Below are 24,197 nucleotides of genomic sequence, written 5' to 3'. Positions count from 1 at the left end.
GTACACTTCGCTTAAGTAGCCCCTGACTTTAGTCAGAGGGCGTCTGCGATTCACAACGATAATATTTAAACAGCAACTTGAATTGTGTTGTGTAGTATATTCTCTACCTGCCAGCAATTCAGGTCATTTAAAGCGCGATCGCGATACATTCCATACCTTTGTTGCTTATTTTTGATTCTCTCTGCTAAATCTGGTAAAATCCCAAAATTGGGAGGCATTGGTTGAAAATGCTTCGGTGAAGCAGAACTAATAAACTCAAACAAAGCCCCCATCATCGTTGTTGGTGGCAAACTTAAGGCTTCTTTCCCCAACACTAGCCGCGCCGCATTTGTTCCTGCTAACCAACCACCAGCAGCAGCAGCGGTGTAACCCTCTGTACCAATTAACTGTCCCGCAGCGAGTAAAGTCGCACGGTGTTTAAACTGCAAAGTTGGTAATAGTAACTCTGGGGCGTTGATAAAAGTATTGCGGTGCATCACACCCAGCCGCACAAATTCTGCATTTTCTAAACCAGGAATCAACTGAAATATTCGTTTTTGTTCGCCCCAACGGAGATTTGTCTGAAAACCTACCATGTTCCACAGCTTACCTGCCTTATCTTCTTGACGCAGCTGCACCACCGCATAAGGACGCTTCGATTGATTTTCTGGGGCACGGAAGTCTCCCAAACGCGCGTCAAATAACCCTACAGGCTTGAGGGGACCGTAGCGCATGGTATCTTCGCCACGCCGTGCTAATTCCTCAATTGGTAAACACGCTTCAAAGAATTTTGCGGTTTCGCGTTCAAAGTCTTTCAGTTCAGTTTGTTCCGCTATACATAGTTCTTGCCAAAACTGAAGATACTGTTCGCGATTCATCGGACAATTGAGATATGCCGCATCGCCTTTGTCGTAACGCGAAGCCAGAAAAGCAATATCGCGATTAATTGATTCACCAACCACAATTGGGCTAGCAGCGTCAAAAAAGCTGAGGTATTCCATCCCTGTGAAACGCCGCAACTCTTCGGCTAAAGCAGGACTCGTTAAAGGACCAGTTGCGAGGACAACAACGCCCGATTGCGGAATTTCTGGTACTTCTCCCCGTCGTAATTCAATCAAAGGGTGATTTGCCAGAGTTTCCGTTAAATCGTGGCTAAAGCGTCCTCTATCCACCGCTAATGCGCCACCTGCAGGAACCGCGTGTTCGTCAGCTTTAGAAATTACAACAGAACCCAAACGGCGTAGTTCTTCGTGTAATAAACCAGCCGCGCGATCGCTTGCTTGTGCCCCAAATGAATTACTACACACCAACTCAGCTAACTCTTGTGAGTGATGTGCTGGACTAAACCTTGTAGGACGCATTTCATGTAAAATTACAGGCACTCCCAAAGTGGCAATTTGCCAAGCGGCTTCTGTGCCTGCGAGTCCCCCACCAATGACATGAATAGGTTCTTGCATCAATCCCTCCCCCAATTTTATTCACTTGCTAACTGCTAATAGCTAAGTGCTAACTGCTTCCTACTAACCAATTTGCAACAACTGCGCGATCGCATTAGGCACTGGTAAGATAATCACAACTAAGATAGCCAAAGCTAACAAACCCAAAAAGTCACGCAGATTATCAAGTTCTGTGACATCGTTTAACGCGGGTTCGTCATAAATAGGCATAAAGAACAGAATAATCGCCCACAGTAAAAATCCAGGTTGTAGTAAAGCAAGTGCTAATACCAAGAATCTCGCAATTTGACTAACAACGATCGCTTTACGTTGTCCAAACATGGCGTGAACGATATGTCCGCCATCAAGTTGTCCGACTGGCATCAGATTTAATGCTGTCACGACTAATCCTAAAAATCCAGCAAACGCTACAGGATGAAGGTTGATAGCTGTATTGGTTGTTAGATCAGCGCCTAGCATCAGTTTGCTAAGAATTGCGAGTAACAGCGAATAATTTGGGTTAAGTGCGTTTGGGTCTAATAAATTGGATTGTTCTGGTAGCGGCACGATTGTAGAATTGGCTAAACCCCATAGTAGAAAAGGAATTGTCGCGATAAATCCAGCAATGGGACCAGCAATACTAACATCAAACAATGCTTTACGGTTAGGAACTGGACTACGCATTTGAATAAACGCCCCAAAGGTTCCCAAGAAAAATGGCACAGGAATAAAATACGGCAGTGTTGCGCGAATTTTGTAGTACCGTGCTGCACTATAGTGTCCCAGTTCGTGAATAGCCAAAATAGTCATCAACGCCAGTGAATACGGCAATCCTTGCCACAAAACACTAGGATCTGAGCCAAGAGTTGTGATATTAGCACCAGCAATTTGCACGCCAACGATAGTCGTTGTCACCAGAGTTGCTAATACAAGTCCTAGTGCTAGAACAGGTCGAGTTAATTTTTGTTGAGCGCGACTTGCCCGTGCTCGAGGATTTGGCACCAAGGCAAAAAATGGTTTACCGTTCAAACCTTCTTGCAAGACAACCTGAAAGCGATCGCCAAATTGAGCTTGAATATTTTCCCGAATTCGTTGGTAAGCAGCAGCAGGTGTCGTTCGTAACTGTCCATAGCAAATAACTGCTTGAGGTCGATACTCGATATTATGAATGTAATATATCGACCAAGGAAAGCAATTACGCAATTGTGTTTCTTCGTTTTGGTCAATTGGTCGCAGTGGTGCTGCTGGTTCAGTTTCTATAACTGTAGGTTTGCTCTGTGGGGGAGATTCATTTGACGACGTTGAGGAAGAAGTATTTGAGTCTCTGCGACCCCACTGAATGAGCAGCCAGTACAAAATCGGGCAAACGATAAAAGGTCCAATAACTAATATTAACGGTAGCGGCTGATCTGGACCAACACTTGCCACCCAAGCACTCCAGATGAATGCTGGTGTCATGAGAACCAGCCACAAAATCCATACTGGTGTGCGTGTAATCCTCTTGACGCTACGCTGCACAATCAAGTATGTAAAAATTCCCAGGAGGAGGAGAAGCCAAAAGTTCATGCTGATTTTAGTTAATTTAAAAAGTGGTCCAACTTGTCAGAATTGCTTTAGCTATAAAGAATTGAGAGGCTAGAAGTGTCTTTGTAAAGCAGAGATAGATTATTTTTCTTCCCTCGCTCCTTGTGCTCCTACTCCCTCGCTCCTTTACTCAAGTAGACCTACACACCTTTTTCCCTAAACGCCGAGATCTCTAACACATTGTCACCCACGAGCGCTGCCCAGTGAATCAAAATCCCGAACAGCTTGCCCATAATAGCGCCCAAAACTCATTGCCGAAGCAAGCGAGTCGCGTTTCCAAACCACCACAGGAGATTTGGAAGGATGTTTTTGTTTTCCCACCTAATCGGGACACTTTAGGAGGAACCGCTTATCTCATTGTAGAAAACGATGCGAATATCCTGATAGATTGTCCTCCTTGGAATGAAGATATTCAACAATTTTTGCAATCTCTTTCAGGCGTGATGTGGCTGTTTCTCACACACCGAGGCGCAATTGGCAGAACAAAAGAACTTCAAAAAACTTTGAACTGTCAAGTTGTGATTCAAGAACAGGAAGCTTATTTACTTCCTGGAGTTTCACTCACTTCTTTTCAAGATCAGATAACTCTTAGCCCAACTACTCAAGCGATTTGGACGCCAGGGCACTCTCCTGGCTCAGCTTGTCTTTACTACCGCAGTCATGGTGGTGTTTTGTTCTCTGGACGCCATTTGTTACCAAATCAGCAAGGTGAACCAATGCCACTACGCACCGCAAAAACCTTTCACTGGCGACGCCAAATAAGTAGCATAGAAAAAATCTTACAGCGCTTTACTCCAGACACACTCCAATATATTTGTCCTGGTGCTAATACTGGTTTTCTCCGCGGTCAGAAAGTCATTGCACAAGCCTACCAGCGATTGGCAGCTTTAGATTTATCAACATTGGTGCAGTCTAAAGCCCCACTTTAAGAGAGTTATGAGTCGTGAAGTGTTGAGTTAAGAAAATTCCTTTAATGAATGCCTCCGGCACTTTTCTTCGCGAACAAAACTCTTGAGGATTCAAAACTCACTCCTCACCCCTCACCCCTAGTTCAAGACTTACCTGCTAAGACTGAATGTGTTGTAAACTGTTCTACTGCAGCTAAATATTGCTGATCTGCTTCGGTTGCTATCTTTTCGCGGGTAATCGGGTCTTGTAGTACTACCAAATCAGGTGTAATACCGAGCTTGTTGATATCGCGATGCTGTGGAGTTTCGTACTTAGCGACTGTCACTGCTAAACCTGAACCATCTGATAAATTAAACAGCGACTGAATTAAGCCTTTACCGAAAGTTGTCTCGCCAATAATTTGGGCACGTCCGTTATCTTGTAGTGCGCCTGCTAAAATTTCACTTGCACTCGCTGTTCCTTGATTGACTAAAACGACGAGTGGATCTGTTGTGATTGCTGAACCGAAAGCTTCAAAACTACCTTGGATACCTTGACGATTAACTGTATAAACGATTGTACCTTCATCTAACCACAAACGCGCAATCTCAATGCCTGCTTGCAATAAACCTCCTGGATTGTTACGCAAATCAAGAATATAAGCATTTGCACCTTGTTTTTCGAGATTGGCGATCGCATGAGCAAGCTCCATTGTGGCATTTGCATTAAATTGTGTTAAGCGAAGATAACCAATTTTGAGAGCCTCTGTAACATTTCGTAACTCTGCGACAACAGGATTTAATTCAATGCGCGATCGCACAAGTTGAATTTCGGTACTTTCCTCAGTTGGTGGGTGCTGAAGGACTAAAGACACTTTACTACCTGCTGGACCGCGCATCCGTGCTGCAGATTCGTCAAGCGTCAGTTCAGTCGTCAAAACACCATCAATTGCGAGGATGCGATCGTGAGGGCGAATTCCTGCTTTTTCTGCCGGAGAACCAGCGATCGGGGCAACGACTTCCAGTTGTCCTGTTTTTGGCTCAAGTGCAATTTGCAATCCGACTCCTGTCAATTCGCCTGATGTATTGACTTGTAAACTACGATACTGCTCTGGTTTCAAAAATCGCGTGAACGGATCGTCCAAGGTTGCTAACATTTTTTGGATGGCTTCGTACGCTGCTTCTCGATCTTTTAAAGGCTGCTTCAATGTCTTCAGCCGCAGCATTGACCAGTTTTGATGATTAAAAGTGTCATCCAGATACACGCGATTGACCATTCGCCAAGCTTCGGATACTAGCTTTTGTTCCTCTGTTAATGCTGCTGCTGGTTGAACCCAACAAGTTACAGCTAGTAAAATTGGCAAAATTGCGAGTAGCCCAATCTGAAACACTTTTTTATACATCACGCCTATCTAACCTTGGTTGCCGCCCCGAATTATGAAATCCTTCTCTCGATTATGTTACTTTTTTTATAGTACGAGTGCAGTCAAATCCATCTGCTGACCTCCATTAAGGAAAGTACAAAGCGCCTGCAACTGTTCTCAGTTGCGCCTATTTGACAACAAACTGGATTTCCAGTAATTGCCAAATCATGACACAGCCTCTCCTGATCTTGATTTAAGACAGAGAGTTTTATCAACCGCAATCTATTTTTAGGAACTCTTGCTTCATGTTTTCTAAGCAGGTAACCGACTCAAAACTTTTTAATTGGTTTGAAGAACGTCTAGAAATTGAGGCACTTGCTGAAGACGTTACAAGCAAGTACGTCCCTCCCCACGTGAATATCTTCTACTGCTTCGGTGGGATGACGCTAACTTGCTTTCTGATCCAGTTTGCGACTGGATTTGCAATGACATTTTATTACAAGCCGACAGTCGCGGAAGCTTACACTTCCGTGCAGGCAATCATGAATGATGTCAGCTTCGGCTGGCTGATCCGCTCAGTACACCGCTGGTCTGCCAGTATGATGGTTCTGATCATGATCCTGCATATCTTCCGCGTTTACCTTACTGGTGGATTCAAAAAGCCTCGAGAACTCACCTGGGTAACAGGTGTCGTTCTTGCTGTGTTAACTGTTTCATTCGGTGTAACTGGCTACTCCTTGCCTTGGGATCAAATTGGATACTGGGCGGTGAAGATTGTCAGCGGTGTACCAGAAGCGATTCCAGTCGTTGGAACCTTGATTTCTGACATGCTACGTGGTGGTTCGAGTGTTGGTCAAGCAACCTTGACTCGTTACTACAGCGCCCACACATTTGTGTTGCCGTGGCTGACTGCTGTCTTCATGCTGCTGCACTTTATCATGATTCGTAAGCAAGGGATTTCTGGTCCGTTGTAATCATAGCGACAAGCTAGCGGTAAACCCTGCGTTTGCCGCTGTCGATGCGCAAAATCTAAAATAAATTATTTGACTCACCGATAAAGGAGAGCACTTTAGACAATGGGAACATTGAAAAAACCGGATCTGAGCGATCCAAAGTTACGCGAAAAACTAGCCAAGGGCATGGGTCATAACTACTATGGCGAACCTGCTTGGCCTAACGATTTACTGTACATCTTCCCCGTCGTCATCTTGGGAACTGGCGCTTGCATCGTTGCGCTTGCTGTTTTAGATCCAGTCATGACAGGAGAACCAGCGAATCCCTTTGCGACACCGCTAGAAATTCTACCTGAGTGGTACTTATATCCTGTATTTCAAATTCTCCGCTCTGTTCCGAATAAACTACTAGGTGTATTGGCGATGGCTGCCGTACCATTGGGCTTGATTCTAGTACCGTTTATTGAGAACGTAAATAAATTTCAAAATCCCTTCCGTCGTCCAGTCGCAACCACTGTATTTATGATTGGTACTTTGGTTACGCTTTGGCTCGGTATTGGTGCTGCATTCCCTATTGATAAATCTTTTACATTAGGTTTGTTCTAAACTAGCCGAGCACTCAATTCAACGCCTGTAGTTTCTTCTCCTGTGCTTAAAGTACTGAAGTAGAAAAATTTACAGGCGTTATTTATTCTAGGTAGTTAAGTTGACCATCTGCAAGAACTAGCTATCCTAGAAACAGAGCCGGATAAAAAAATGCGATTAAACTCATCACTACAATTTACTTTAGGTAACTTAGCCCGTTGGCTTGCTATATTTGCAGTTGTTTGGCTGTTAGGAGCAGTGGGCTTAGGCTGGTTAGTGAACTCTTTTTTAATTTTATTTGGGCTGCTGTTACTTGCACCAGTTGTTGCTTTTTTTTGTTTTCGTTGGTGGCTACAACGTAACTTAGTGCAAGATAAGTGTCCTGTTTGTCGTTACGAATTTACAGGGTTAAATAAAACTGAGTTACAGTGTCCCAACTGTGGCGAACCACTAAAAATTGAACAGGGTCATTTTCAACGCTTGACACCTCCTGGAACTATAGAAGTACAAGCAGTTGAAGTTGAAGGTCAACGTATTGAAGAGTGAAACGTATTAGCACTTCCGTAAAGTGCGATCGCGCTTTTTTCTATTTACGGAGATTTCTTTTGAGAGATAGATAACGTATAAGGATGTCTTCCTTGGGATCTTTCACCGATGTACAGCGAGTATCTACCAGGCTGCCAAAAGCCCGAAATTTGAGCACTACCGCCAGAAAAGCGATCTGCTAGTACGCAGAAACGTCCTCCTGGTCCTTCGATTAATAAGGTAGGTTGTCCTTCGCTTTTGACTTGTAGTTGTAAGTACGGTAGTGGTTTTGTTACCTGGATAACTTGATTTGGTGCACCAGCGATGTTACCGCAGTTGCTATTTTTGGCTCCTCCAGAAGTCCCTTGCACAACAATTGGGTCTGGCTGAAAATTGGGTGAAATTCGTACTACAGGTGCATTTGCCATTGCAGCAGTAGCGATTAAATTTGTGGCTAGCACTGTGGAAACAACCAACCAATTTATGCGCGTTTTCATCTTAATTTTGCTCCGATTGTTTCCCCGCAATGTGTCTTGCTTTACTTTCAAGGACGATTGGGTATTTACCCTAGTTCCTTTTGTTACTTCATTCTAGAAGAGCAAAAAAAGTTTATGAGTCTCTTTATGCCACTTTCTCAAGTAGCCAAAATAACAACAGAATTTTTTGTGTGAAATTAGTTTGCTTTTACGTAGTAATTGTTGTCTGTAAAAGCCTAAGTTTCGCTAAGATGTCGCTAAAACAGAATTGTTTGCCGAAGCACGATCTTTCGTTTAACATCATGCCAAAGTGCAGCCTGAATTAAAATGAACTCTCAACCAGATCAAGAATTAGAACAACGATTGCAACAATTAGAGGCAGAAATAACCACTCCCACCTCACCTCCTGTTGTTGCTCAACCTCAACAGCCTGTAGCGCCGACCGATCAATCTTCTGTGCCTACAGTACTGTATCGATTTGTCAATTGGTTCAAAGGCTTATCAAATGTAGGAAAACTGATTGTTGTTGCTGTAGCATTCGTAGTTGGACTTGCTATTTTACGCGTAGTACTCAGAATTGTTGCTACTGTAATCAGTTTGGCATTTTTGGCAGTGCTAATGTACTTTGGGTATCGGTTTCTGTTGACTCGTACCTCGGATAAAAGCTGATTAGATTTGTGTGTGCGATCGCTGCGGTGTTAAACAAAATATCAAAAGGGAAGGTGTGATGGCGAACTCAACTGTGAGGAGAAGTGTCAATCGCGATCGCCGTGTGGGGCAAGAATCTAAATCTTTGCCCCTAGTGACGAGGCGCTTTGCGGCTTGGACAGTCGAAGTATCTTTAATTATTACCAGTGCTGTAGTTCCTTTTGGGTTGGGAGTTTATACTCAATTACATACTGAAGGAACGCAACCAATCAATCCATTATTAGCAACTGCAAAAGAAGTGATCGCAACAACGTTAGCGCTTCCTGCTGATCGCCGCACTCAACAAATTGCCCCATTAACAAATTGGCTGTGGACAGGTGCATTAGTTGCCCCAATTGTCCTCACTAGTTGGCAACTATATCTTCTTGCTAAAACAGGCAGCACTCTTCCTAAACGCTGGTTTGGCGTACGGGTTGTGACTGCGGCTGGAAATCCTCCAGGAATGCGACGTGCTTTACTTAGGGAAGCCGTCGGTGCTTGGGCGCCACTACTAGTTGCTTATGTCTTATGGCATTACAGCGGTGCTGTTCCTTCGTTAGGAATGTTGGTAGGATTCTCGCTAATCACAGTATTAGGAGAAGGCGTTAGTGCTCGATTTAATCGTTACCGTCGCTGTTGGCACGATCGATTGGCAGGTACATATGTTGTTGACGCCAATCGTAGCTATGCGGCACTGCTTGGCAATTTACGCCCCGCAACAAGTCCATTAATTCCTCAGTACACACCTTACGCATCACGCCCTTTGATGCCTTCTGCGGCAATGGTGACGGTTGTTCCACCCCGTAAATCACCCCAAAAACCTTATTGGTGGCGTTGGATGCGGAGAAATCCTGGTGTGGCGCTGCTATTTGTCACCCTAAGCAGCATGGCGGCTGTACTCGGTACTTTAGTTGGTACTCAAGTTTATATTCAAACTCAAGCAAACCAGCGTCAGCTAAGACAGCAAAATAGTCAGCAGTTTTTAGCATTAGTCCAAAAGTTAAGTCATAACGCACCTACTACCTTACAAGAGCGCCGTAAAGCAATTACAGCCCTCGGCACGCTCGACGATCCGCAAGCCTTACAAATGCTCGTAGATCTTTTAGGGCAAGAAACTGATCCTTTAATTCTTGATACGATTCAACAAACAATTGCTAGCACTGGACTCAAGGTCATACCGCATCTGCGACGTTCTAATCAGTCATTAGCTAATGCCTTAGACTATGTGCGCTATAGCAGCAAACCAGAAGAACTCACATTGCATCAACAACGCCTAGAAGCGACTCAAAGAGCGATCGCTAATCTACTCATCATTTACAGTGGCAATCTAGATCGCGTTGACTTGAGCCGCACTGTTCTCGGAGAAAATTTAACTGATTCAGCTTTGCCTTTCTCACTCTTTCTTGATAATGTCAATTTATCAGGAATTCAACTGCGTGCTGCCAATCTTAACCAAGGAAGTTTTCGCGGTACTCAGTGGCGTTCTGCAGGTGAAGATCGCCGCTGGAATACTACTGACGATCGCATTGCTGACTTGAGTGACACGCAACTAAAAGCTGCAAACTTGACAGAAGCTGATCTTAGCCGCATCTTAATGCATCGCGTGAATCTCACCCATGCTATTCTTAACCGCGCCAATCTTGCAGGCGCGAACTTGTTTGGTGCTAATCTTAGTAGTACGCAAATTGTCGGAGCTAACCTGCGGGATGTCGTCTTAGAAAACGCCAGTTTGACAGGTAGTGATTTAGCAGCAACCGACCTATCTCGTGCAAACCTCCAAGCGGCAAGATTAAGTCGTACGAATGCTTTAGGCACACAGATGCAATACGCTAACGTCACAGCGTCTGACTGGCGAGGTGCTGATTTATCAGGTGCTGATTTCAGTCATGCTAATCTGAAAAATGCCGACTTGAGTGATTCGCGACTAAGTGGTGTTAATTTTCGGAACGCACAGTTACAAAACACAAACTTACGGAATGCGGATTTAAGGCAAGCTGATTTGCGTGGTGCACAATTGATTCAAACTGATATGCAAGGCGCTATCCTCTTCAAGTCACCATCTCAAGAGCAATTTATTCAAGCACCTCCCGAAGCAACGCTTTCTGCCATTGTTGAGGGGGTTGACTTTGCTAATGCTCAGAACTTAGATGCCAAACAATTAGCGTATATTTGTACTCAAGGTGGTCGTCATCCTCGTTGTCCCTAGAAAGAGGGGTGAGGAGTGTTAGCGTTAGCGAAGCGAGGCGAAGCCCAGCGGGACGAAGTCCGGGGCGAGGGGCGAGTGATGAGTGATAAGTTTTGAGTTTTGAATTTTTAGTTTTGAATTAAAAGAATTTTCTTCACTCATAACTCAACACTTCACGACTCCCCTGATCTGTGACCCCTATTGATGTGAGGAGTGGTTGAAAATGCAACGTCTAAATTATTTTTTTATTGGAACTGCTGCGATCGCGCTGAGTAGCAGTTTAACTCAACCAGCATCGGCACAAGCTGCTTATGGCAGTTATATTGGTGTTGGTCCAACTGTAGGACTAAGTCGAGATGCCGCTGGAGATGGTCGCCAGCTAGGTGCTACCATTGCAGTACGATATAAAATCTTAGAAGCACCTTTTTCTCTACGGACACAAGCTTTTATTGGCGAGAATACAGCAGTTGTTCCTAGTGTCTCTTACGATGTGCCATTAACTTGGCAAACAGATGCTTATATTGGGGCTGGAATTGTTTTTGCTAACGGCAACACACCTTCTCCAGTAGGAGATCAAGTCAGTTTTGCGCTACAGCCAGGAATTGACTACGTTATTCCTAATAGTAATACTGTTATCTTCGGTAATGCTGTTATTGCCTTCGATGCTTTCCGCAATGGCGGTGGTAATGCTATATCGATTCAAGGTGGTGTAGGATTGAGGTTTAGGTAATTTGCTATACTTGTGCCTATAGAAAACTCTTCTAATTTAATGTCTCCCACTAACCGAATGGTTTAGTACTGCTTCTGAGGTTAGGAGCAGTAAATTTTTTTTGACAATAGCAAACGCCATAACAGTTTTAAAACATGAGTGAAAATCCCTCACTTTCCTTCTCTGAGTAGTAAGGTTCGTTCAAACAGTAGTTTTTATAAATTAGATAGGATTGCTATAGCTTTAGGAAAATACTTATATGACCTAGGCATTCTAAAGCCATAATGGCTTTAACCGGTTAATATTCGTAAATTTGAAACTTCAACTCCACATAGCCTTCTGATACCTAACTCGTGACCTCTGAGAGTTTTAAGTTAAATTACAACACTCTAAGTAGGGGAACGTAATGATTTATCACACATTTTGTGCTAGTTCATAGTCAATGGTTAATTATTGCTCTACTGACTATTGACTATTGACTGCTAACAGCCCTTAAGTTACGCTTATTTTCACCCAATTAGTTAGCTGTATCTGCTATAGCTCAGCTAGTATTTCACCACAAACACCTAAACTTAAGTTTAATCAAAAAAATATTTGGAAATTCAGTATTTTTATCGTTGAACTTGCAGTTCACAAGAAATAATTATTATATATGGTGCCATTACTCTACTTATAGCGCTCATTATGAAAATCAAGAATTACGAATTATAAACGAAGTAAACTCAAAATCCTAGCAATAAAAGTGTCCTGATGACAATCTCCTAGATTGTATGGAGTTAATTCAAAACTTTGAAAATCAAGTATTTTCTTTGTATTGACTTGCTACTTGCTTATTTTAACTTTTATTAAAATGTGTAGTTAGTAACTACTTAATACAGAAATATTGCTAATTAAAAATCCGCATGAAACTCAAGCACAAATTAATTTTTGCTTTTTTAGGTACTGCTTTCTTATTAGGAGTTACTAGTAGTATTTCTTTATTAAATAATCTAAAAGTTAGATATAGTATTGACCAAGTAACAAAAAGTTCAATAGAAGAGTTTATTAATTCAAATGAGGTATCGCTAACATTACAACAGACACAAGCAGAATTACGGGACTTATTAGAAGAGAAAAATAAAATTAATTACCACACAGAGAATACAGAAGAAACTCAAATTAGAATACTTAAATATAAAAAAACAGTTTTACAAGATTTAGCAACGGTTAGTAATTATATAGATTTAAGTAAGCAAGCAACTACAAAAGGAATTGAACTTGCTGCAACAGACGTACGAAAGCGTTTAAAGGAAGAGAAAGAAATAGAATACTTAGAAGAAATTGAGTCTGTTTTTTTAAGATATAAAAAAAATATTTTTCATTTGTTTAATTTAGTTTATCAAGATATTGACATAGCTGATGTTTTTTTTAAACAAGAACTAGAGCCGCATTTTGAAACAGAATTAGTTCCTTTAATTGTTGAATATAACCACGATGCCAGAGGAGAATTATTAACTGAAGTTCAACAAGTTCAAGGAGCGATCAATCAGGCTAATATTCTCATACTCTTCTCTACTGGATTAGCTTTTTTTTCTGCAATTGGCTTAGGCTCATTTATCTCTCGCTCAATTGCTAAGCCTCTAATGAAACTTACTAAAGCAGCAAATAGAGTCAGCGCGGGAGAAACTTCTACAAGAGTACAAATTAAAAATAAAGATGAAATAGGTGTTTTAGCTACTGCTTTTAATCAAATGCTGGATGATTTGAATACCACAATGGTATCCAAATCTTATGTAGACAGTATTATTGAATTTATGGCTGATGCTCTGATTGTTTTAGATACAAACTTAGTTATTCTTAGAATTAATCCAGCTACAGCTAAAATTTTAGAAGTTTGCTCAGATGAGGTAATTGGAAAACCAATAAAGAGTTTATTTCCTTTGGAGGAAACGCTTGATGAACTGAGTGTTCAAGAAATTTTAAACAAAGGTAAAATAGAAATTTTTGCAACGTACTGGTTAACAAATACAGGAAGACGAAAACCCATATCTTTTTCAGCTACAGCCATGTACAGTCAGCAAGGTAAACTTCAAGGAATAGTTTGTGTAGCACAAGATATAACAGAGCGTAAGCAGAGTCAAGAAAGACTCGCGAAGATTAACGAATGTTTTTTGAGTTTTGGTACAGACCCAACAGCAAATATTAATCGACTAACTGCGCTTTGTGGTGAACTTTTAGGTGAAGCAAGCGCTAGTTATTATCGGCTAGAAAAGGCAAAAGTTTGTTTGGTGGGACAATGGCAAATCATTTCAGAAAATAAGCTTGAGGTAGATACTCAAGATACTCAAGCAAGTGTTTTTTATCAGTTAGTTCAGCAATGCTGTGAAGATAGTAGTGTCAGTCACAATTTACAAAATACACATCCTGCCAAAACAAATTTGAAGATCCTGACTCATGGAACTAAAACTTATGTGTGTCAAGGTATCAAATGTAAGGAAACGATTGTTGGTGCGCTGTGTGCATATCAGTACAATTTAACTTTATCTGAGGCGGATAAAAAAATTATTGGGATTATTGCAGCAGCAATTGGAGTTGAAGAACAACGCCGAGAAATTCAAGAAGCTTTGCGTGAAAGTGAAGAACGGTATGCGCTGGCTACGCGTGGTACTAATGATGGATTGTGGGATTGGGATTTAAATACGAATACAGTGTATTTCTCTCCACGTTGGAAATCGATGTTGGGTTATCAAGAAAAAGAAGTTGGTAACACGGTAGAAGATTGGTTTAACTTGGTACATCCACAAGATGTGGATCGATTGAAAGCAACGATCGCATCTCACTTGCAAGCACAAACACCGCATTTAGAACAAGAATATCGAATTTTACACAAAGACGGTGTTTATCGCTGGATGCTCAGTCGCGGCTTAGCAGTACGAAATCGCGATGGCAAACCTTATCGCCTCGCAGGTTCGCAGGCTGATATTACTGCAAATAAAGTGACAGAAGCAGAATTACTACATCAAGTATTTCACGATGCTCTCACAGGATTGCCTAATCGACTGCGATTTACTGAACAACTAGATCAAAGCATTAGACGGGCAAGGCAGCAAGAAGACTATTCTTTCGCGGTGTTATTTTTAGATCTCGATCGATTTAAAGTTGTTAACGATAGTCTAGGTCACATGATTGGCGATCGCCTACTGATCGCGATCGCTCGTCGTCTAGAAATGTGCGTGCGCCCTGAAGATATTGTGGCGCGTCTTGGTGGAGATGAATTTACAATTTTACTAGAAAATATTCGCAAAGTACAAGATGCAACTTTAATCGCCGAACGCATTCAAAACGCGTTATCTCTACCCTTCAACCTCGAAGGATACGAAGTTTTTACCTCGGCAAGTATTGGAATTGCTTTTAGCACGACAGGTTACGAAAAACCCGAAGATTTATTGCGAGATGCTGATACGACAATGTACCGTGCCAAAGGATTGGGTAAAGCACGGTATGCCGTTTTTGATGCGAGTATGCACGCTCAAGCGATGGCACTTTTGCAAATGGAGACATATCTTAGACGAGCAATAGAACGTCAAGAATTCCGACTACATTATCAACCGATTGTCAACTTAAAAACAAGAGAGTTAGTTGGCTTTGAAGCACTAATCCGTCTTCAGCACCCAGAACGAGGATTCATTTCTCCAGTAGAGTTTATCCCAGTAGCGGAGGAAACTGGCTTAATTACTCAGATTGGCGCCTGGGTATTGCGCGAAGCTTGTCGTCAAATGCATGAATGGCAGCAAAAATTTAGATCAGCAGCTGATCTAAAAATTAGTGTGAATATATCGCCTAAACAATTTCGTCAACTTGATTTGGTAATGCAAGTCAAGCAAGTTTTGCAAGAAACAGGACTTAACGGACGCTATTTGAAGTTAGAAATTACCGAAAGTACGCTTGTAGAAAATGCTGATTTAGTTGCAAATATGCTTAAGGAATTGCAAGCGTTGGGCATTGGTTTATCGATTGATGATTTTGGCACTGGGTATTCTTCGCTAAGCTATCTACACCGTTTTGCCGTTGACACCTTAAAGATTGATAAATCCTTCATTAAAGACTTTCATGTTGACTGGGAAAAAAGCAAAATTGTCAACACAGTAATAGCATTAGCAGAGAACTTAGGCATTGACGTAATTGCAGAGGGTGTAGAAACATCTGAACAAGCATATTTGCTGCAAGAACTTAAGTGTCAATTTGGGCAAGGCTACTTATTTTCACGTCCACTCGATAGTCAAGCAACCGAAGCTTTAATTGCTGCCAAATTAGAATGTATGGGGGTATAAAGGGGTCAGGAAGTTAGAGAAGCAGAGGTACATAGGGAGACTAAAAGTCGTGAAGTGTCGAGTAAATGCTAATGCCTCCGGTATCTTTGTTCGCGAACAATTCAAAACCAAAACTCTTTAGAACTCAACAAAATTCACAACTAGCCACTAGCCACTCATCACTCACTTCACTCCTTTTTGTCTTAAAGCAGCTGTTGTCTACCTAGAGCGATACAATGATGAAGCCCGTTTAGGCTTGCTAGTAGCCCTATAATTGCTAATGTCTGTCGGAAAAAATTTGCTCTACGAAGGCAAAGCGAAAATCATTTACATCACTGATGAGCCAGAAATTTTACTGGCACATTTTAAAGATGATGCTACAGCTTTTAATGCTCAAAAGCGTGGCAGAATTGTTGGGAAAGGCGAAATCAACTGCAAAATCTCTCAATTATTGTTTCAGTACTTAGAAGAGCGTGGCATTCGTACTCATTTCATTGATTGTCCTGCACCGAATCAAATGCGAGTGATGCGAGTTCAAATTTTTCCTTTAGAAGTTGTTGTCAGGAACATTGCTGCTGGTAGTCTCTGTCAACAAACAGGATTGCCCTTAGGCACTGTTCTCAAACAGCCGTTAGTGGAGTTTTATTATAAAAATGATCAATTGGGAGATCCGTTGTTAACCCGCGATCGCTTGTTACTGATGGAACTAGCAACTCCCGAACAGCTAGACCAACTACAGCAGCAAGCATTGGAAATTAATCATCATCTTTCAGAGTTTTTTCAAAGCTGTGGCATAACCTTGGTAGACTTCAAGCTAGAGTTTGGCTTGGACACCCAAGGCACAATCCGATTAGCTGACGAAATTAGCCCTGATACCTGCCGTCTTTGGAACTCCTCAGAAACCGATCCTAACAACCGCGTCATGGATAAAGACCGCTTCCGCCGCGACTTAGGAAATGTAGAAAATGCTTACCAGCAAGTTTTAGAACGGATTCAAATGAGAATTCAAGGTTTAGAAGTCAGAGGTCAGGAGAAGGGAGAGTTGTGAGTCGAGAGTGTTGAGTGTTGAGTTTAATAAAGTCAAAAGAATTGTTTGATTCACAATTCAAAATTCAACACTAGCCACTAATCACTTCTAATTCAAAACTCAAAACTCGAAACTAAATCACTAATCCCTGTTACAAATAGACATGGTGTGTGGAAGTGCTGAATAGGTTGAAGAAAATGCGCATATCCTCGTTTTGGGCAGCAACTGTAGCGATCGCTGCTCCGTTAAGCTTAACAGTTCCAGCAACAGGACAAACTGTAGACTCCTCTGAAGTTAAATCAGTATCCCAGCCACCGCAAATGGCACAAGATACAAAAGTTCCAGTCACAGATGTTGTCGTCGAAACAAAGCCTGGACCATTACAAAGACATGATTCGGCAAAATTGCTACTAGGGCAAACACCGGTACCGAATCAAACAGATCAAATGCCCAATCCTGCACCACAGCCACAACCATCGCCGGTATTTCCGTCACCAAATATTCAAGGGGTTCCCGCAACTCCACCACAACAACCTGTCCCAGTGACTCCGCCTCCAGGTACAGGAGGAGTACCACGACAAGAAACACCTAATCGACTGCAAGTGCCAATTACTCCAGAAGCACCGCTAGATACACCACCAACAGAAGAAAGTGTTCCATCTCCCGAAACCGCTCCCCAACCAGCACCACTTCCTGAAGGTGTGCAACCAGAGGTAGCTCCACCAATCACTCCACAACAGGAAGAACCAGAAGCAACTCCAGATGCAGCGCCCCAAGTTCTCGTTTCTGAAGTTGTCGTTGGTGCAGAAACAGGAGCATTAGATCCTCAACTAGAAAATCAAGTTTATCAAGCAATTCGTACAGTTCCAGGCAGGACAACAACACGCACGCAGTTGCAAGAAGATATTAATGCTATCTTCGCCACAGGTTTCTTCTCGAACGTCCGTGCCGAACCGACAGACACGCCATTAGGAGTTCGTGTCACATTTATTGTGCAACCTAACCCAGTTCTGCGCTCGGTTCAAGTACAAGCAAACCCAGGTATCAATGTTCCCTCAGTATTACCTGCTGAAGTCGTTAACAACATTTTTCAGCCGCAGTATGGCAGAATTTTGAACTTGCGACAGCTACAAGAAGGAATTCAGCAGTTAAACCAATGGTATCAAGAGAACGGTTTTGTCCTAGCACAAGTTGTGGCAGCGCCGCAAGTCTCTGCTGATGGAGTCGTGACTTTAGAAGTCGCAGAAGGTGTTGTCGAAGATATTCAAGTCCGCTTTATTAGCGAAGGCGAGGCGACAGACGATGAAGGACGACCAATTGAAGGGCGGACGCGCGATTTCATCATTACCCGCGAACTAGCGCTACAACCAGGACAAGTCTTTAATCGCACAGTAGTTCAACAAGATTTGCAGCGCGTTTTTGGTTTGGGTTTATTTGAAGATGTCAACGTTTCCTTAAACCCTGGTCAAGATCCGCGACAAGTTGTTGTTGTTGTCAATGTCGATGAACGTAATAGTGGTTCGGTTGCGGCTGGTGCAGGTATTAGTTCTGCTAGTGGATTATTCGGTACATTAAGCTACCAAGAACAAAACTTGGGTGGCAACAACCAAAAAGTCGGAGCAGAACTACAAGTAGGACAACGGGAAGTATTGTTTGATGTCCGCTTTACCGATCCTTGGATTGCCGGAGATCCCTTCCGTACTTCCTATACTGTCAATGCCTTCCGGCGCCGTTCAATTTCCTTGATTTTTGATAGCAGTGACGAGCAGTTTGAAGTTCTTGACAGTGCGGGCGAGCTTTTAGGCGATCGCCCGCGAGTATTACGCCTCGGTGGTGGCGTAACATTTACACGTCCTTTGTCACGAAATCCGCTAGAAAGATCTGAGTGGACAGCATCAGCAGGTTTGGAATATCAAAGAATTTCGATTCGCGATTCAGATGGTGACTTAAGACCACAAGGACAGGTAGGAGCAGATGGCGAACCAACTGATCTCAGCTTCTCTGGTACGGGAATTGATGATTTATTGACATTACAACTTGGATTAGTCCGCGATCGCCGTGATAACGCACTGCGACCAACAAATGGTTCGCTACTGCGACTTGGTGTTGAGCAATCTGTCCCCCTGGGTTCAGGAAATATCTTCCTCAATCGACTGCGAGGGAGCTATAGTCAATACTTGCCAGTAGACTTTACTAACTTTGCTGAAGGAGCAGAAACCCTAGCATTTAACGTGCAAGCGGGAACTGTCCTTGGCGATCTACCGCCTTATGAAGCTTTTTCTTTGGGAGGTGTTAGCTCTGTGCGAGGCTTTAATGAAGGTGATTTGGGAAGTGGTCGCAGTTTCTTGCAAGCCACAGCAGAGTATCGTTTTCCGATCTTTTCAGTAGTAGGAGGCGCGTTATTTTTGGACGTTGCAACTGATTTAGGCACAGGAGAAAATGTACCTGGAAACCCCGCCGGACAACTCGATAAACCTGGTAGTGGTTTTGGCTATGGTGTTGGTTTGCGCGTTCAGTCCCCGTTAGGACCACTGCGAATTGATTATGGTATCAATAGCGAGGGTGACAATCGTCTACACTTTGGAATTGGAGAGAGATTTTAATCAGGGGCTAGGGTAGGAAAAAAGGGAAGGATAATGATGCAGCCAACGACTAGTAAGGTAACACCTAGTAGATCTGATACCTCAATGGCGATCGCACAGCACACTTTAGCAGGTGAGATTCAGCAATCAGGAGTAGGGTTACACAGTGGTGAAAAGACACAAGTGCGACTGCTGCCGGTACCTGTAGGTTCTGGGCGTTATTTCGTCCGCGTGGATTTGCCCGCGTCACCTGCGATTGCCGCAAAGGTGAGTTCTGTCAATCAAACTGTGCTTTCGACACAATTAGGTCTAGGGAAAGCGACAGTGCGCACCGTAGAGCATCTTTTGGCTGCGCTTACTGGTATGGGGGTAGACAACGTTCGCATTGAAATTGATGGTGCAGAAGTTCCATTACTCGATGGTTCAGCAGCATTATGGGTAGATGCGATCGCGCAGGTTGGTGTAGTCTCTCAAGCCGAACCCCGTCTTACTCCTCCAGCAATTTCTGAACCAATCTGGGTGTATCATGATGGTGCTTTTGTTGCAGCATTACCAGCGTCAGAAACACGTTTTACTTATGGAATTGATTTTGAATTACCGGCAATTGGTAATCAATGGTACAGTTGGTCGCCAGGAAAGGCGATTGCTGCTGCGACACCAGCTTCTACCTTTGCCACAGAAATTGCCCCTGCACGCACTTTTGGGTTAGCCCATCAGATTGATTTTTTGCAGCAGCAAGGTTTAATTAAGGGAGGCAGTCTAGATAATGCACTCGTTTGTAGTCAAGAAGGTTGGATTAATCCACCTTTAAGATTTGCAAATGAACCAGTGCGTCATAAAATCTTAGACTTAGTGGGAGATTTGAGCTTGTTGGGCAATTTACCGCTAGCTCATTTCTTTGCTTACAAAGCAAGCCACAACCTGCACATTCAACTTGCCCAAAGGATTTTAGATTCACACTGAAATCCCAACTTCTAACTCAAGAACCTCATGTCCACTCTCACTCCCGTTAACTCACCCGAATCCCCTACATCCGTTTCTGGTAAGCATCAATCTCCTAATGGTGCTGCAGTCACAGGCAAAACAATTTTTACGCTAGAAGATATCCAAAAGTTGTTGCCGCACCGCTATCCCTTTGCACTCGTCGATCGCATTATTGAGTATGTTCCTGGAGAACGCGCAGTTGGCATTAAAAATGTTACCTTCAATGAACCTCATTTTCAGGGGCACTTTCCAGGACGACCAATTATGCCAGGCGTTCTGATTGTCGAAGCAATGGCACAAGTTGGTGGCGTTGTGCTGACGCAACTACCCGAAGTCGCAGGTGGCTTGTTTATGTTTGCTGGAATTGACAAAGTGCGATTCCGCCGTCAAGTTGTTCCTGGCGATCAGCTCGTCATGAGCGCGGAACTGTTGTATGTCAAGCGGCGTCGTTTCGGTAAGATGCAAGCTCGTGCTGAAGTAGACGGTCAACTGGCTGCTGAAGGCGAATTGATGTTTTCCTTGGTGGATTAAAGGAGGCTAGCGGAAAAAGGTAGTGGCTACTTATTGATATCCCTAGCCCCTAACCCCTGAACCCTAGTTTCTTTCGGAGACGCACTCTTGAAAACACTGATTCATCCCACTGCTGTAATTCATTCTGGTGCAGATCTGCACCCTTCGGTGCAAGTTGGTCCCTACGCGGTCATTGGCGAGCACGTTAAAGTTGGTTCAGAAACGGTCATCGGCGCGCATGTAGTCTTAGATGGCCCGACTGAGATTGGCGTAGGCAATCATATTTTTCCAGGGGCTGCGATTGGCTTAGAACCGCAGGATCTCAAGTACAAAGGTGCGGTTTCACATGTCAAGATCGGTGACAACAACCGCATCCGCGAGTATGTGACAATTAACCGCGCCACAGGTGCAGGCGAAGCCACAATTATTGGCAATAATAATCTACTCATGGCTTATGTTCATGTGGCACACAATTGTGTGATTGGAGACTCGGTGGTGATTGCAAATGCAGTCGCGATGGCGGGTCACGTCAATATTGAATCACGCGCCACAATTGGTGGAGTTCTGGGAATTCATCAATTCGTTCATATCGGTAGGCTGGCAATGGTGGGCGGTATGAGCCGTATTGACCGCGATGTCCCGCCTTATATGTTAGTTGAAGGTAGTCCCGCAAGAGTGCGATCGCTAAATCTGATCGGGCTAAAGCGTACTGGTATTGTCGAACTCGATGACGGAAAAGTTTTTCAAACGTTTAAGAAAGCTTTCCGCACCTTATATCGCTCTGGCTTGACACTCAATCAAGCTTTAGAAAAATTAGACTTACTACAAGACAGCGAACACCTCCAACACCTACGTCAGTTTTTGCAACTTTCGCAAATGCCAGGACGTCGAGGACTAATTCCAGGGCGCACTCTTGACACAAGGAGTGATGAATGAGAAGTCAAGGGCGACGGATATTTATTAGTACAGGAGAAGTTGCGGGAGATCTACAGGGCGCTCTGTTAATTGAAGCATTAAAGCGTCAAGCTGCGCGTTTAGGCTGGGAACTAAATATCGTCGCGCTTGGTGGCGAGAAAATGGCGGCGGCGGGTGCAACGGTACTCGGAGATACTAGCAGCATCGGTTCAGTGGGAATTTTTGAGTCACTACCGTTTGTTTTACCGACGCTACAACTACAAAAACGCGCGATCGCTAACCTTAAGCAACATCCTCCTGACTTAGTTGTGCTCATTGACTACGCGCAACCTAATTTAAATATCGGTAGCTATCTTCACCGCGAACTACCAAATGTTCCAATTGTCTACTACATCGCGCCACAGGTGTGGGTTTGGGCAATGAATTCGCGCAATACCGAGCAGATTGTCAAGATTACGGATAAAGTCTTAGCAATATTTCCTGAAGAAGCGCGGTATTTTGAACAAAATGGTGGCAAAGTTGTTTGGGTAGGTCATCCTTTGGTTGATCGAATGCAAACTGCCCCTAGCCGTGATGCAGCGCGTGCAGCGCTAGGAATTCCTCCAGAACAAACCGCAATTGCCCTCTTACCTGCTTCGCGCCGCCAGGAAATTAAATATCTTCTACCTGTGATGTTGCAAGCAGCAAAAACGCTGCAAGAAAAATTGCCGCAAGTGCATTTCTGGATTCCTTTATCATTAGAAATTTATCGCCGACCAATTGAACAAGCAATTACGCGTTACGGCTTACAAGCTACATTACGATCGAGTCAAACCTTAGAAATATTGGCAGCAGCAGACTTAGCAATTACTAAATCGGGAACAGTTAACTTGGAAATTGCACTGTTGAATGTACCGCAGGTTGTCATTTATCGCGTGAGTCCAATTACAGCTTGGATTGCACGGCATATCCTCAAGTTTTCAATTCCATTTATGTCGCCGCCAAATTTGGTGGAAATGAAATCAATTGTGCCAGAATTGCCGCAAGAGCAAGCAACACCTGAAAATATTGTCCAAAATGCTTTAGATTTGTTGCTTGACCCTAGCCGTCGTCAACAAATTTTGGCAGACTATCAACAAATGCGTCGCGCTGTAGGCGAAGTAGGAGTCTGCGATCGCGCTGCACAAGAAATTCTCCAGATGTTACCGAGATGAAGGTGGGTCACAGCTATTGAGTAAACATACTATCCCTAATTACCAATGGTTCGAGCCAGCAATCAACAATTACTCGCCACGAAAGCCCGTCCGGTTGCAGTAGATTTGTTTGCAGGTGCTGGAGGCTTTTCTTTAGGGATTGAACAAGCTGGGTTTGATGTGTTAGTGGCGGTGGAACACGATCCAATTCATGCTTGTACTTACTCATTCAATTTTCCGCTGACGCGGGTTGTTGTCGCAGATATTAGTCAGATCAGTGGCGATGTCATTAGAGAGGCTGCAACTTGTGCGTATCGATCGCATTACCCGCAAGCAATTTCTAGTTGGGATGGGCGAATTGATTTACTCTTTGGTGGTCCGCCCTGTCAAGGTTTCTCAATTATGGGTAAGCGATCGCTTGATGATGAACGCAACAATCTTGTTTTTCACTTTTATCGCTTGGTGACAGAATTAAGCCCTAGCTATTTTGTGATGGAGAATGTTCCAGGAATGGCGATTGGGCAATATAAATCTTGGTGTACTCAACTCAAAACGCAGTTTGAACAAGCTGGATACCAAGTTCAAGTACAAATTCTCAATGCTGCAGATTTTGGTGTTCCACAACGCCGACGACGGCTGTTTTTTTTTGGTTCTCAACATCACGTGACACCCGTAATACCCCAACCACACCAAACATTTATCACCGTCAAAGATGCGATCGCGGATCTTCCTGATCTCGAAGAATTTCCTGAATTGTTGTTTACTGATGAAGTTTTGTTAAGCGATCGCCAACTGCTGCAATTGCAACAAAAAGCTAGCGATTACGCTAAGTTACTGCGCAGTGAATCACTAAGCGATTTTTCTTATCCTCGCTCTTGGAATCCGCAGTTATTAACAAGTTCGATGCGGACGCAGCATACCACAAATAGTATTGCCAGGTTTGCTGCTATGTTACCAAATCAACGCGATCCTATTAGCCATTTACGCCGTTTAGATCTCAGTGGATTAAGCCACACTTTACGCGCGGGTACAGGTGTAGAACGCGGTAGTTATACTTCTCCGCGTCCAATTCATCCAACGCGATCGCGGGTAATTTCAGTGCGAGAAGCCGCGCGGTTGCACTCTTTTCCTGATTGGTTTCGCTTTCATCAAACCAAGTGGCATGGTTTTCGTCAAGTTGGTAATGCGGTACCGCCACTTTTAGCACAAGCGATCGGACATCAAGCGATCGCCGCTTTAGAAATTAACCCTGCGATCCCAGCGGTATCGTTAAATTTGGGTAGCACGCAGTTACTACGATTTAAAAGCACAGAAGCAACATCTTACTGGAATGCGCGCGACAAATAGC

The 24,197-nt window shown here is 43.4% G+C and carries 19 protein-coding genes; 15 read left to right on the top strand and 4 right to left on the bottom strand.

Going from position 1 to position 24,197, the window contains the following annotated elements; all coding sequences use genetic code 11:
* Window positions 1–65 precede the first annotated feature (65 nt).
* Both trmFO and IQ230_RS03435 read right to left on the bottom strand, forming a co-directional pair.
* Window positions 66–1,436 (bottom strand): FADH(2)-oxidizing methylenetetrahydrofolate--tRNA-(uracil(54)-C(5))-methyltransferase TrmFO, encoded by a 1,371-nt coding sequence (gene trmFO, locus IQ230_RS03440; RefSeq protein WP_193930680.1) that lies wholly within the window; start codon window positions 1,434–1,436, stop codon window positions 66–68.
* 63 nt (window positions 1,437–1,499) lie between these two features.
* Window positions 1,500–2,981 (bottom strand): site-2 protease family protein, encoded by a 1,482-nt coding sequence (locus tag IQ230_RS03435; protein WP_193930679.1) that lies wholly within the window; start codon window positions 2,979–2,981, stop codon window positions 1,500–1,502.
* 221 nt (window positions 2,982–3,202) lie between these two features.
* Between IQ230_RS03435 and IQ230_RS03430 the strand changes: the two genes are divergently transcribed.
* Entirely contained in the window at window positions 3,203–3,928 is a 726-nt protein-coding gene (locus tag IQ230_RS03430; protein ID WP_193930678.1) for an MBL fold metallo-hydrolase, read from the top strand.
* A gap of 122 nt (window positions 3,929–4,050) precedes the next feature.
* Here IQ230_RS03430 and ctpA read toward each other — a convergent pair whose 3' ends face one another.
* Window positions 4,051–5,289: a carboxyl-terminal processing protease CtpA gene (ctpA, locus tag IQ230_RS03425; RefSeq protein WP_228054550.1), complete on the bottom strand. Its 1,239-nt coding sequence runs from the start codon at window positions 5,287–5,289 to the stop codon at window positions 4,051–4,053.
* A 266-nt stretch (window positions 5,290–5,555) separates the two neighbouring features.
* Between ctpA and petB the strand changes: the two genes are divergently transcribed.
* From petB to IQ230_RS03410, 3 genes are all read left to right on the top strand, one after another.
* Entirely contained in the window at window positions 5,556–6,224 is a 669-nt protein-coding gene (petB, locus tag IQ230_RS03420; protein WP_099699824.1) for a cytochrome b6, read from the top strand.
* A gap of 102 nt (window positions 6,225–6,326) precedes the next feature.
* Window positions 6,327–6,809 carry a cytochrome b6-f complex subunit IV gene (gene petD / locus IQ230_RS03415; protein WP_099699825.1) on the top strand — a complete coding sequence of 161 codons (483 nt, stop codon included), beginning with the start codon at window positions 6,327–6,329 and terminating at the stop codon, window positions 6,807–6,809.
* A 150-nt stretch (window positions 6,810–6,959) separates the two neighbouring features.
* Window positions 6,960–7,334 (top strand): hypothetical protein, encoded by a 375-nt coding sequence (locus IQ230_RS03410; RefSeq protein WP_193930677.1) that lies wholly within the window; start codon window positions 6,960–6,962, stop codon window positions 7,332–7,334.
* 44 nt (window positions 7,335–7,378) lie between these two features.
* On the opposite strand, the gene IQ230_RS03405 is transcribed toward IQ230_RS03410, so the two are convergent.
* Window positions 7,379–7,810 (bottom strand): hypothetical protein, encoded by a 432-nt coding sequence (locus tag IQ230_RS03405; protein WP_193930676.1) that lies wholly within the window; start codon window positions 7,808–7,810, stop codon window positions 7,379–7,381.
* A 306-nt stretch (window positions 7,811–8,116) separates the two neighbouring features.
* On the opposite strand from IQ230_RS03405, the gene IQ230_RS03400 reads away from it, so the two are divergent.
* The 11 genes from IQ230_RS03400 to IQ230_RS03350 all read left to right on the top strand — a co-directional run bounded on the left by IQ230_RS03400 (window position 8,117) and on the right by IQ230_RS03350 (window position 24,196).
* Window positions 8,117–8,458, top strand: coding sequence for a hypothetical protein (locus tag IQ230_RS03400; protein ID WP_193930675.1), 342 nt, complete (start codon window positions 8,117–8,119; stop codon window positions 8,456–8,458).
* A 58-nt stretch (window positions 8,459–8,516) separates the two neighbouring features.
* A complete protein-coding gene (locus IQ230_RS03395) occupies window positions 8,517–10,682 on the top strand; it encodes a pentapeptide repeat-containing protein (RefSeq protein WP_193930674.1) in 2,166 nt (721 codons plus the stop codon).
* Between the two features lie 202 nt (window positions 10,683–10,884).
* On the top strand, window positions 10,885–11,391 hold the full coding sequence (locus IQ230_RS03390; RefSeq protein WP_193930673.1) for a hypothetical protein: 507 nt from the start codon (window positions 10,885–10,887) through the stop codon (window positions 11,389–11,391).
* 881 nt (window positions 11,392–12,272) lie between these two features.
* A complete protein-coding gene (locus tag IQ230_RS03385) occupies window positions 12,273–15,680 on the top strand; it encodes an EAL domain-containing protein (protein WP_193930672.1) in 3,408 nt (1,135 codons plus the stop codon).
* 259 nt (window positions 15,681–15,939) lie between these two features.
* A complete protein-coding gene (purC, locus tag IQ230_RS03380; protein ID WP_193930671.1) occupies window positions 15,940–16,707 on the top strand; it encodes a phosphoribosylaminoimidazolesuccinocarboxamide synthase in 768 nt (255 codons plus the stop codon).
* A 176-nt stretch (window positions 16,708–16,883) separates the two neighbouring features.
* The gene (locus IQ230_RS03375; protein ID WP_193930670.1) at window positions 16,884–19,289 is read left to right on the top strand and encodes a BamA/TamA family outer membrane protein; all 2,406 of its coding nucleotides are present in this window, start codon (window positions 16,884–16,886) and stop codon (window positions 19,287–19,289) included.
* 84 nt (window positions 19,290–19,373) lie between these two features.
* Window positions 19,374–20,231, top strand: a complete 858-nt coding sequence (gene lpxC / locus IQ230_RS03370; protein ID WP_228054549.1) for a UDP-3-O-acyl-N-acetylglucosamine deacetylase — start codon at window positions 19,374–19,376, stop codon at window positions 20,229–20,231.
* A gap of 27 nt (window positions 20,232–20,258) precedes the next feature.
* Window positions 20,259–20,783: a 3-hydroxyacyl-ACP dehydratase FabZ gene (gene fabZ, locus IQ230_RS03365; RefSeq protein WP_193930669.1), complete on the top strand. Its 525-nt coding sequence runs from the start codon at window positions 20,259–20,261 to the stop codon at window positions 20,781–20,783.
* Between the two features lie 87 nt (window positions 20,784–20,870).
* Window positions 20,871–21,698, top strand: coding sequence for an acyl-ACP--UDP-N-acetylglucosamine O-acyltransferase (gene lpxA, locus IQ230_RS03360; protein ID WP_193930668.1), 828 nt, complete (start codon window positions 20,871–20,873; stop codon window positions 21,696–21,698).
* Window positions 21,695–22,870: a lipid-A-disaccharide synthase gene (gene lpxB, locus IQ230_RS03355; protein ID WP_193930667.1), complete on the top strand. Its 1,176-nt coding sequence runs from the start codon at window positions 21,695–21,697 to the stop codon at window positions 22,868–22,870. The genes lpxA and lpxB overlap by 4 nt, the downstream gene beginning before the upstream one ends.
* A 45-nt stretch (window positions 22,871–22,915) precedes the next feature.
* On the top strand, window positions 22,916–24,196 hold the full coding sequence (locus IQ230_RS03350) for a DNA cytosine methyltransferase (RefSeq protein ID WP_193930666.1): 1,281 nt from the start codon (window positions 22,916–22,918) through the stop codon (window positions 24,194–24,196).
* Window position 24,197 lies beyond the last annotated feature (1 nt).

It is taken from the genome of Gloeocapsopsis crepidinum LEGE 06123 (genome assembly GCF_015207655.1).
GTDB classification, from domain to species: Bacteria; Cyanobacteriota; Cyanobacteriia; order Cyanobacteriales; family Chroococcidiopsidaceae; genus Gloeocapsopsis; species Gloeocapsopsis crepidinum.
The sequence above is the reverse complement of the archived record's forward strand: the minus strand, read 5'-3'. Positions and strand labels throughout refer to the sequence as shown.

What these genes read in the sequence shown, in the direction of transcription:
- IQ230_RS03405 (WP_193930676.1), bottom strand. Translation starts at nt 7,810, where the DNA reads ATGAAAACGCGCATAAATTGGTTGGTTGTTTCCACAGTGCTAGCCACA.
- IQ230_RS03400 (WP_193930675.1), top strand. Translation starts at nt 8,117, where the DNA reads ATGAACTCTCAACCAGATCAAGAATTAGAACAACGATTGCAACAATTA.
- purC (WP_193930671.1), top strand. Translation starts at nt 15,940, where the DNA reads ATGTCTGTCGGAAAAAATTTGCTCTACGAAGGCAAAGCGAAAATCATT.
- lpxB (WP_193930667.1), top strand. Translation starts at nt 21,695, where the DNA reads ATGAGAAGTCAAGGGCGACGGATATTTATTAGTACAGGAGAAGTTGCG.
- trmFO (WP_193930680.1), bottom strand. Translation starts at nt 1,436, where the DNA reads ATGCAAGAACCTATTCATGTCATTGGTGGGGGACTCGCAGGCACAGAA.
- IQ230_RS03435 (WP_193930679.1), bottom strand. Translation starts at nt 2,981, where the DNA reads ATGAACTTTTGGCTTCTCCTCCTCCTGGGAATTTTTACATACTTGATT.
- petD (WP_099699825.1), top strand. Translation starts at nt 6,327, where the DNA reads ATGGGAACATTGAAAAAACCGGATCTGAGCGATCCAAAGTTACGCGAA.
- petB (WP_099699824.1), top strand. Translation starts at nt 5,556, where the DNA reads ATGTTTTCTAAGCAGGTAACCGACTCAAAACTTTTTAATTGGTTTGAA.
- IQ230_RS03350 (WP_193930666.1), top strand. Translation starts at nt 22,916, where the DNA reads ATGGTTCGAGCCAGCAATCAACAATTACTCGCCACGAAAGCCCGTCCG.
- IQ230_RS03410 (WP_193930677.1), top strand. Translation starts at nt 6,960, where the DNA reads ATGCGATTAAACTCATCACTACAATTTACTTTAGGTAACTTAGCCCGT.
- IQ230_RS03375 (WP_193930670.1), top strand. Translation starts at nt 16,884, where the DNA reads ATGCGCATATCCTCGTTTTGGGCAGCAACTGTAGCGATCGCTGCTCCG.
- IQ230_RS03390 (WP_193930673.1), top strand. Translation starts at nt 10,885, where the DNA reads ATGCAACGTCTAAATTATTTTTTTATTGGAACTGCTGCGATCGCGCTG.
- fabZ (WP_193930669.1), top strand. Translation starts at nt 20,259, where the DNA reads ATGTCCACTCTCACTCCCGTTAACTCACCCGAATCCCCTACATCCGTT.
- IQ230_RS03385 (WP_193930672.1), top strand. Translation starts at nt 12,273, where the DNA reads ATGAAACTCAAGCACAAATTAATTTTTGCTTTTTTAGGTACTGCTTTC.
- lpxC (WP_228054549.1), top strand. Translation starts at nt 19,374, where the DNA reads ATGGCGATCGCACAGCACACTTTAGCAGGTGAGATTCAGCAATCAGGA.
- ctpA (WP_228054550.1), bottom strand. Translation starts at nt 5,289, where the DNA reads ATGTATAAAAAAGTGTTTCAGATTGGGCTACTCGCAATTTTGCCAATT.
- IQ230_RS03395 (WP_193930674.1), top strand. Translation starts at nt 8,517, where the DNA reads ATGGCGAACTCAACTGTGAGGAGAAGTGTCAATCGCGATCGCCGTGTG.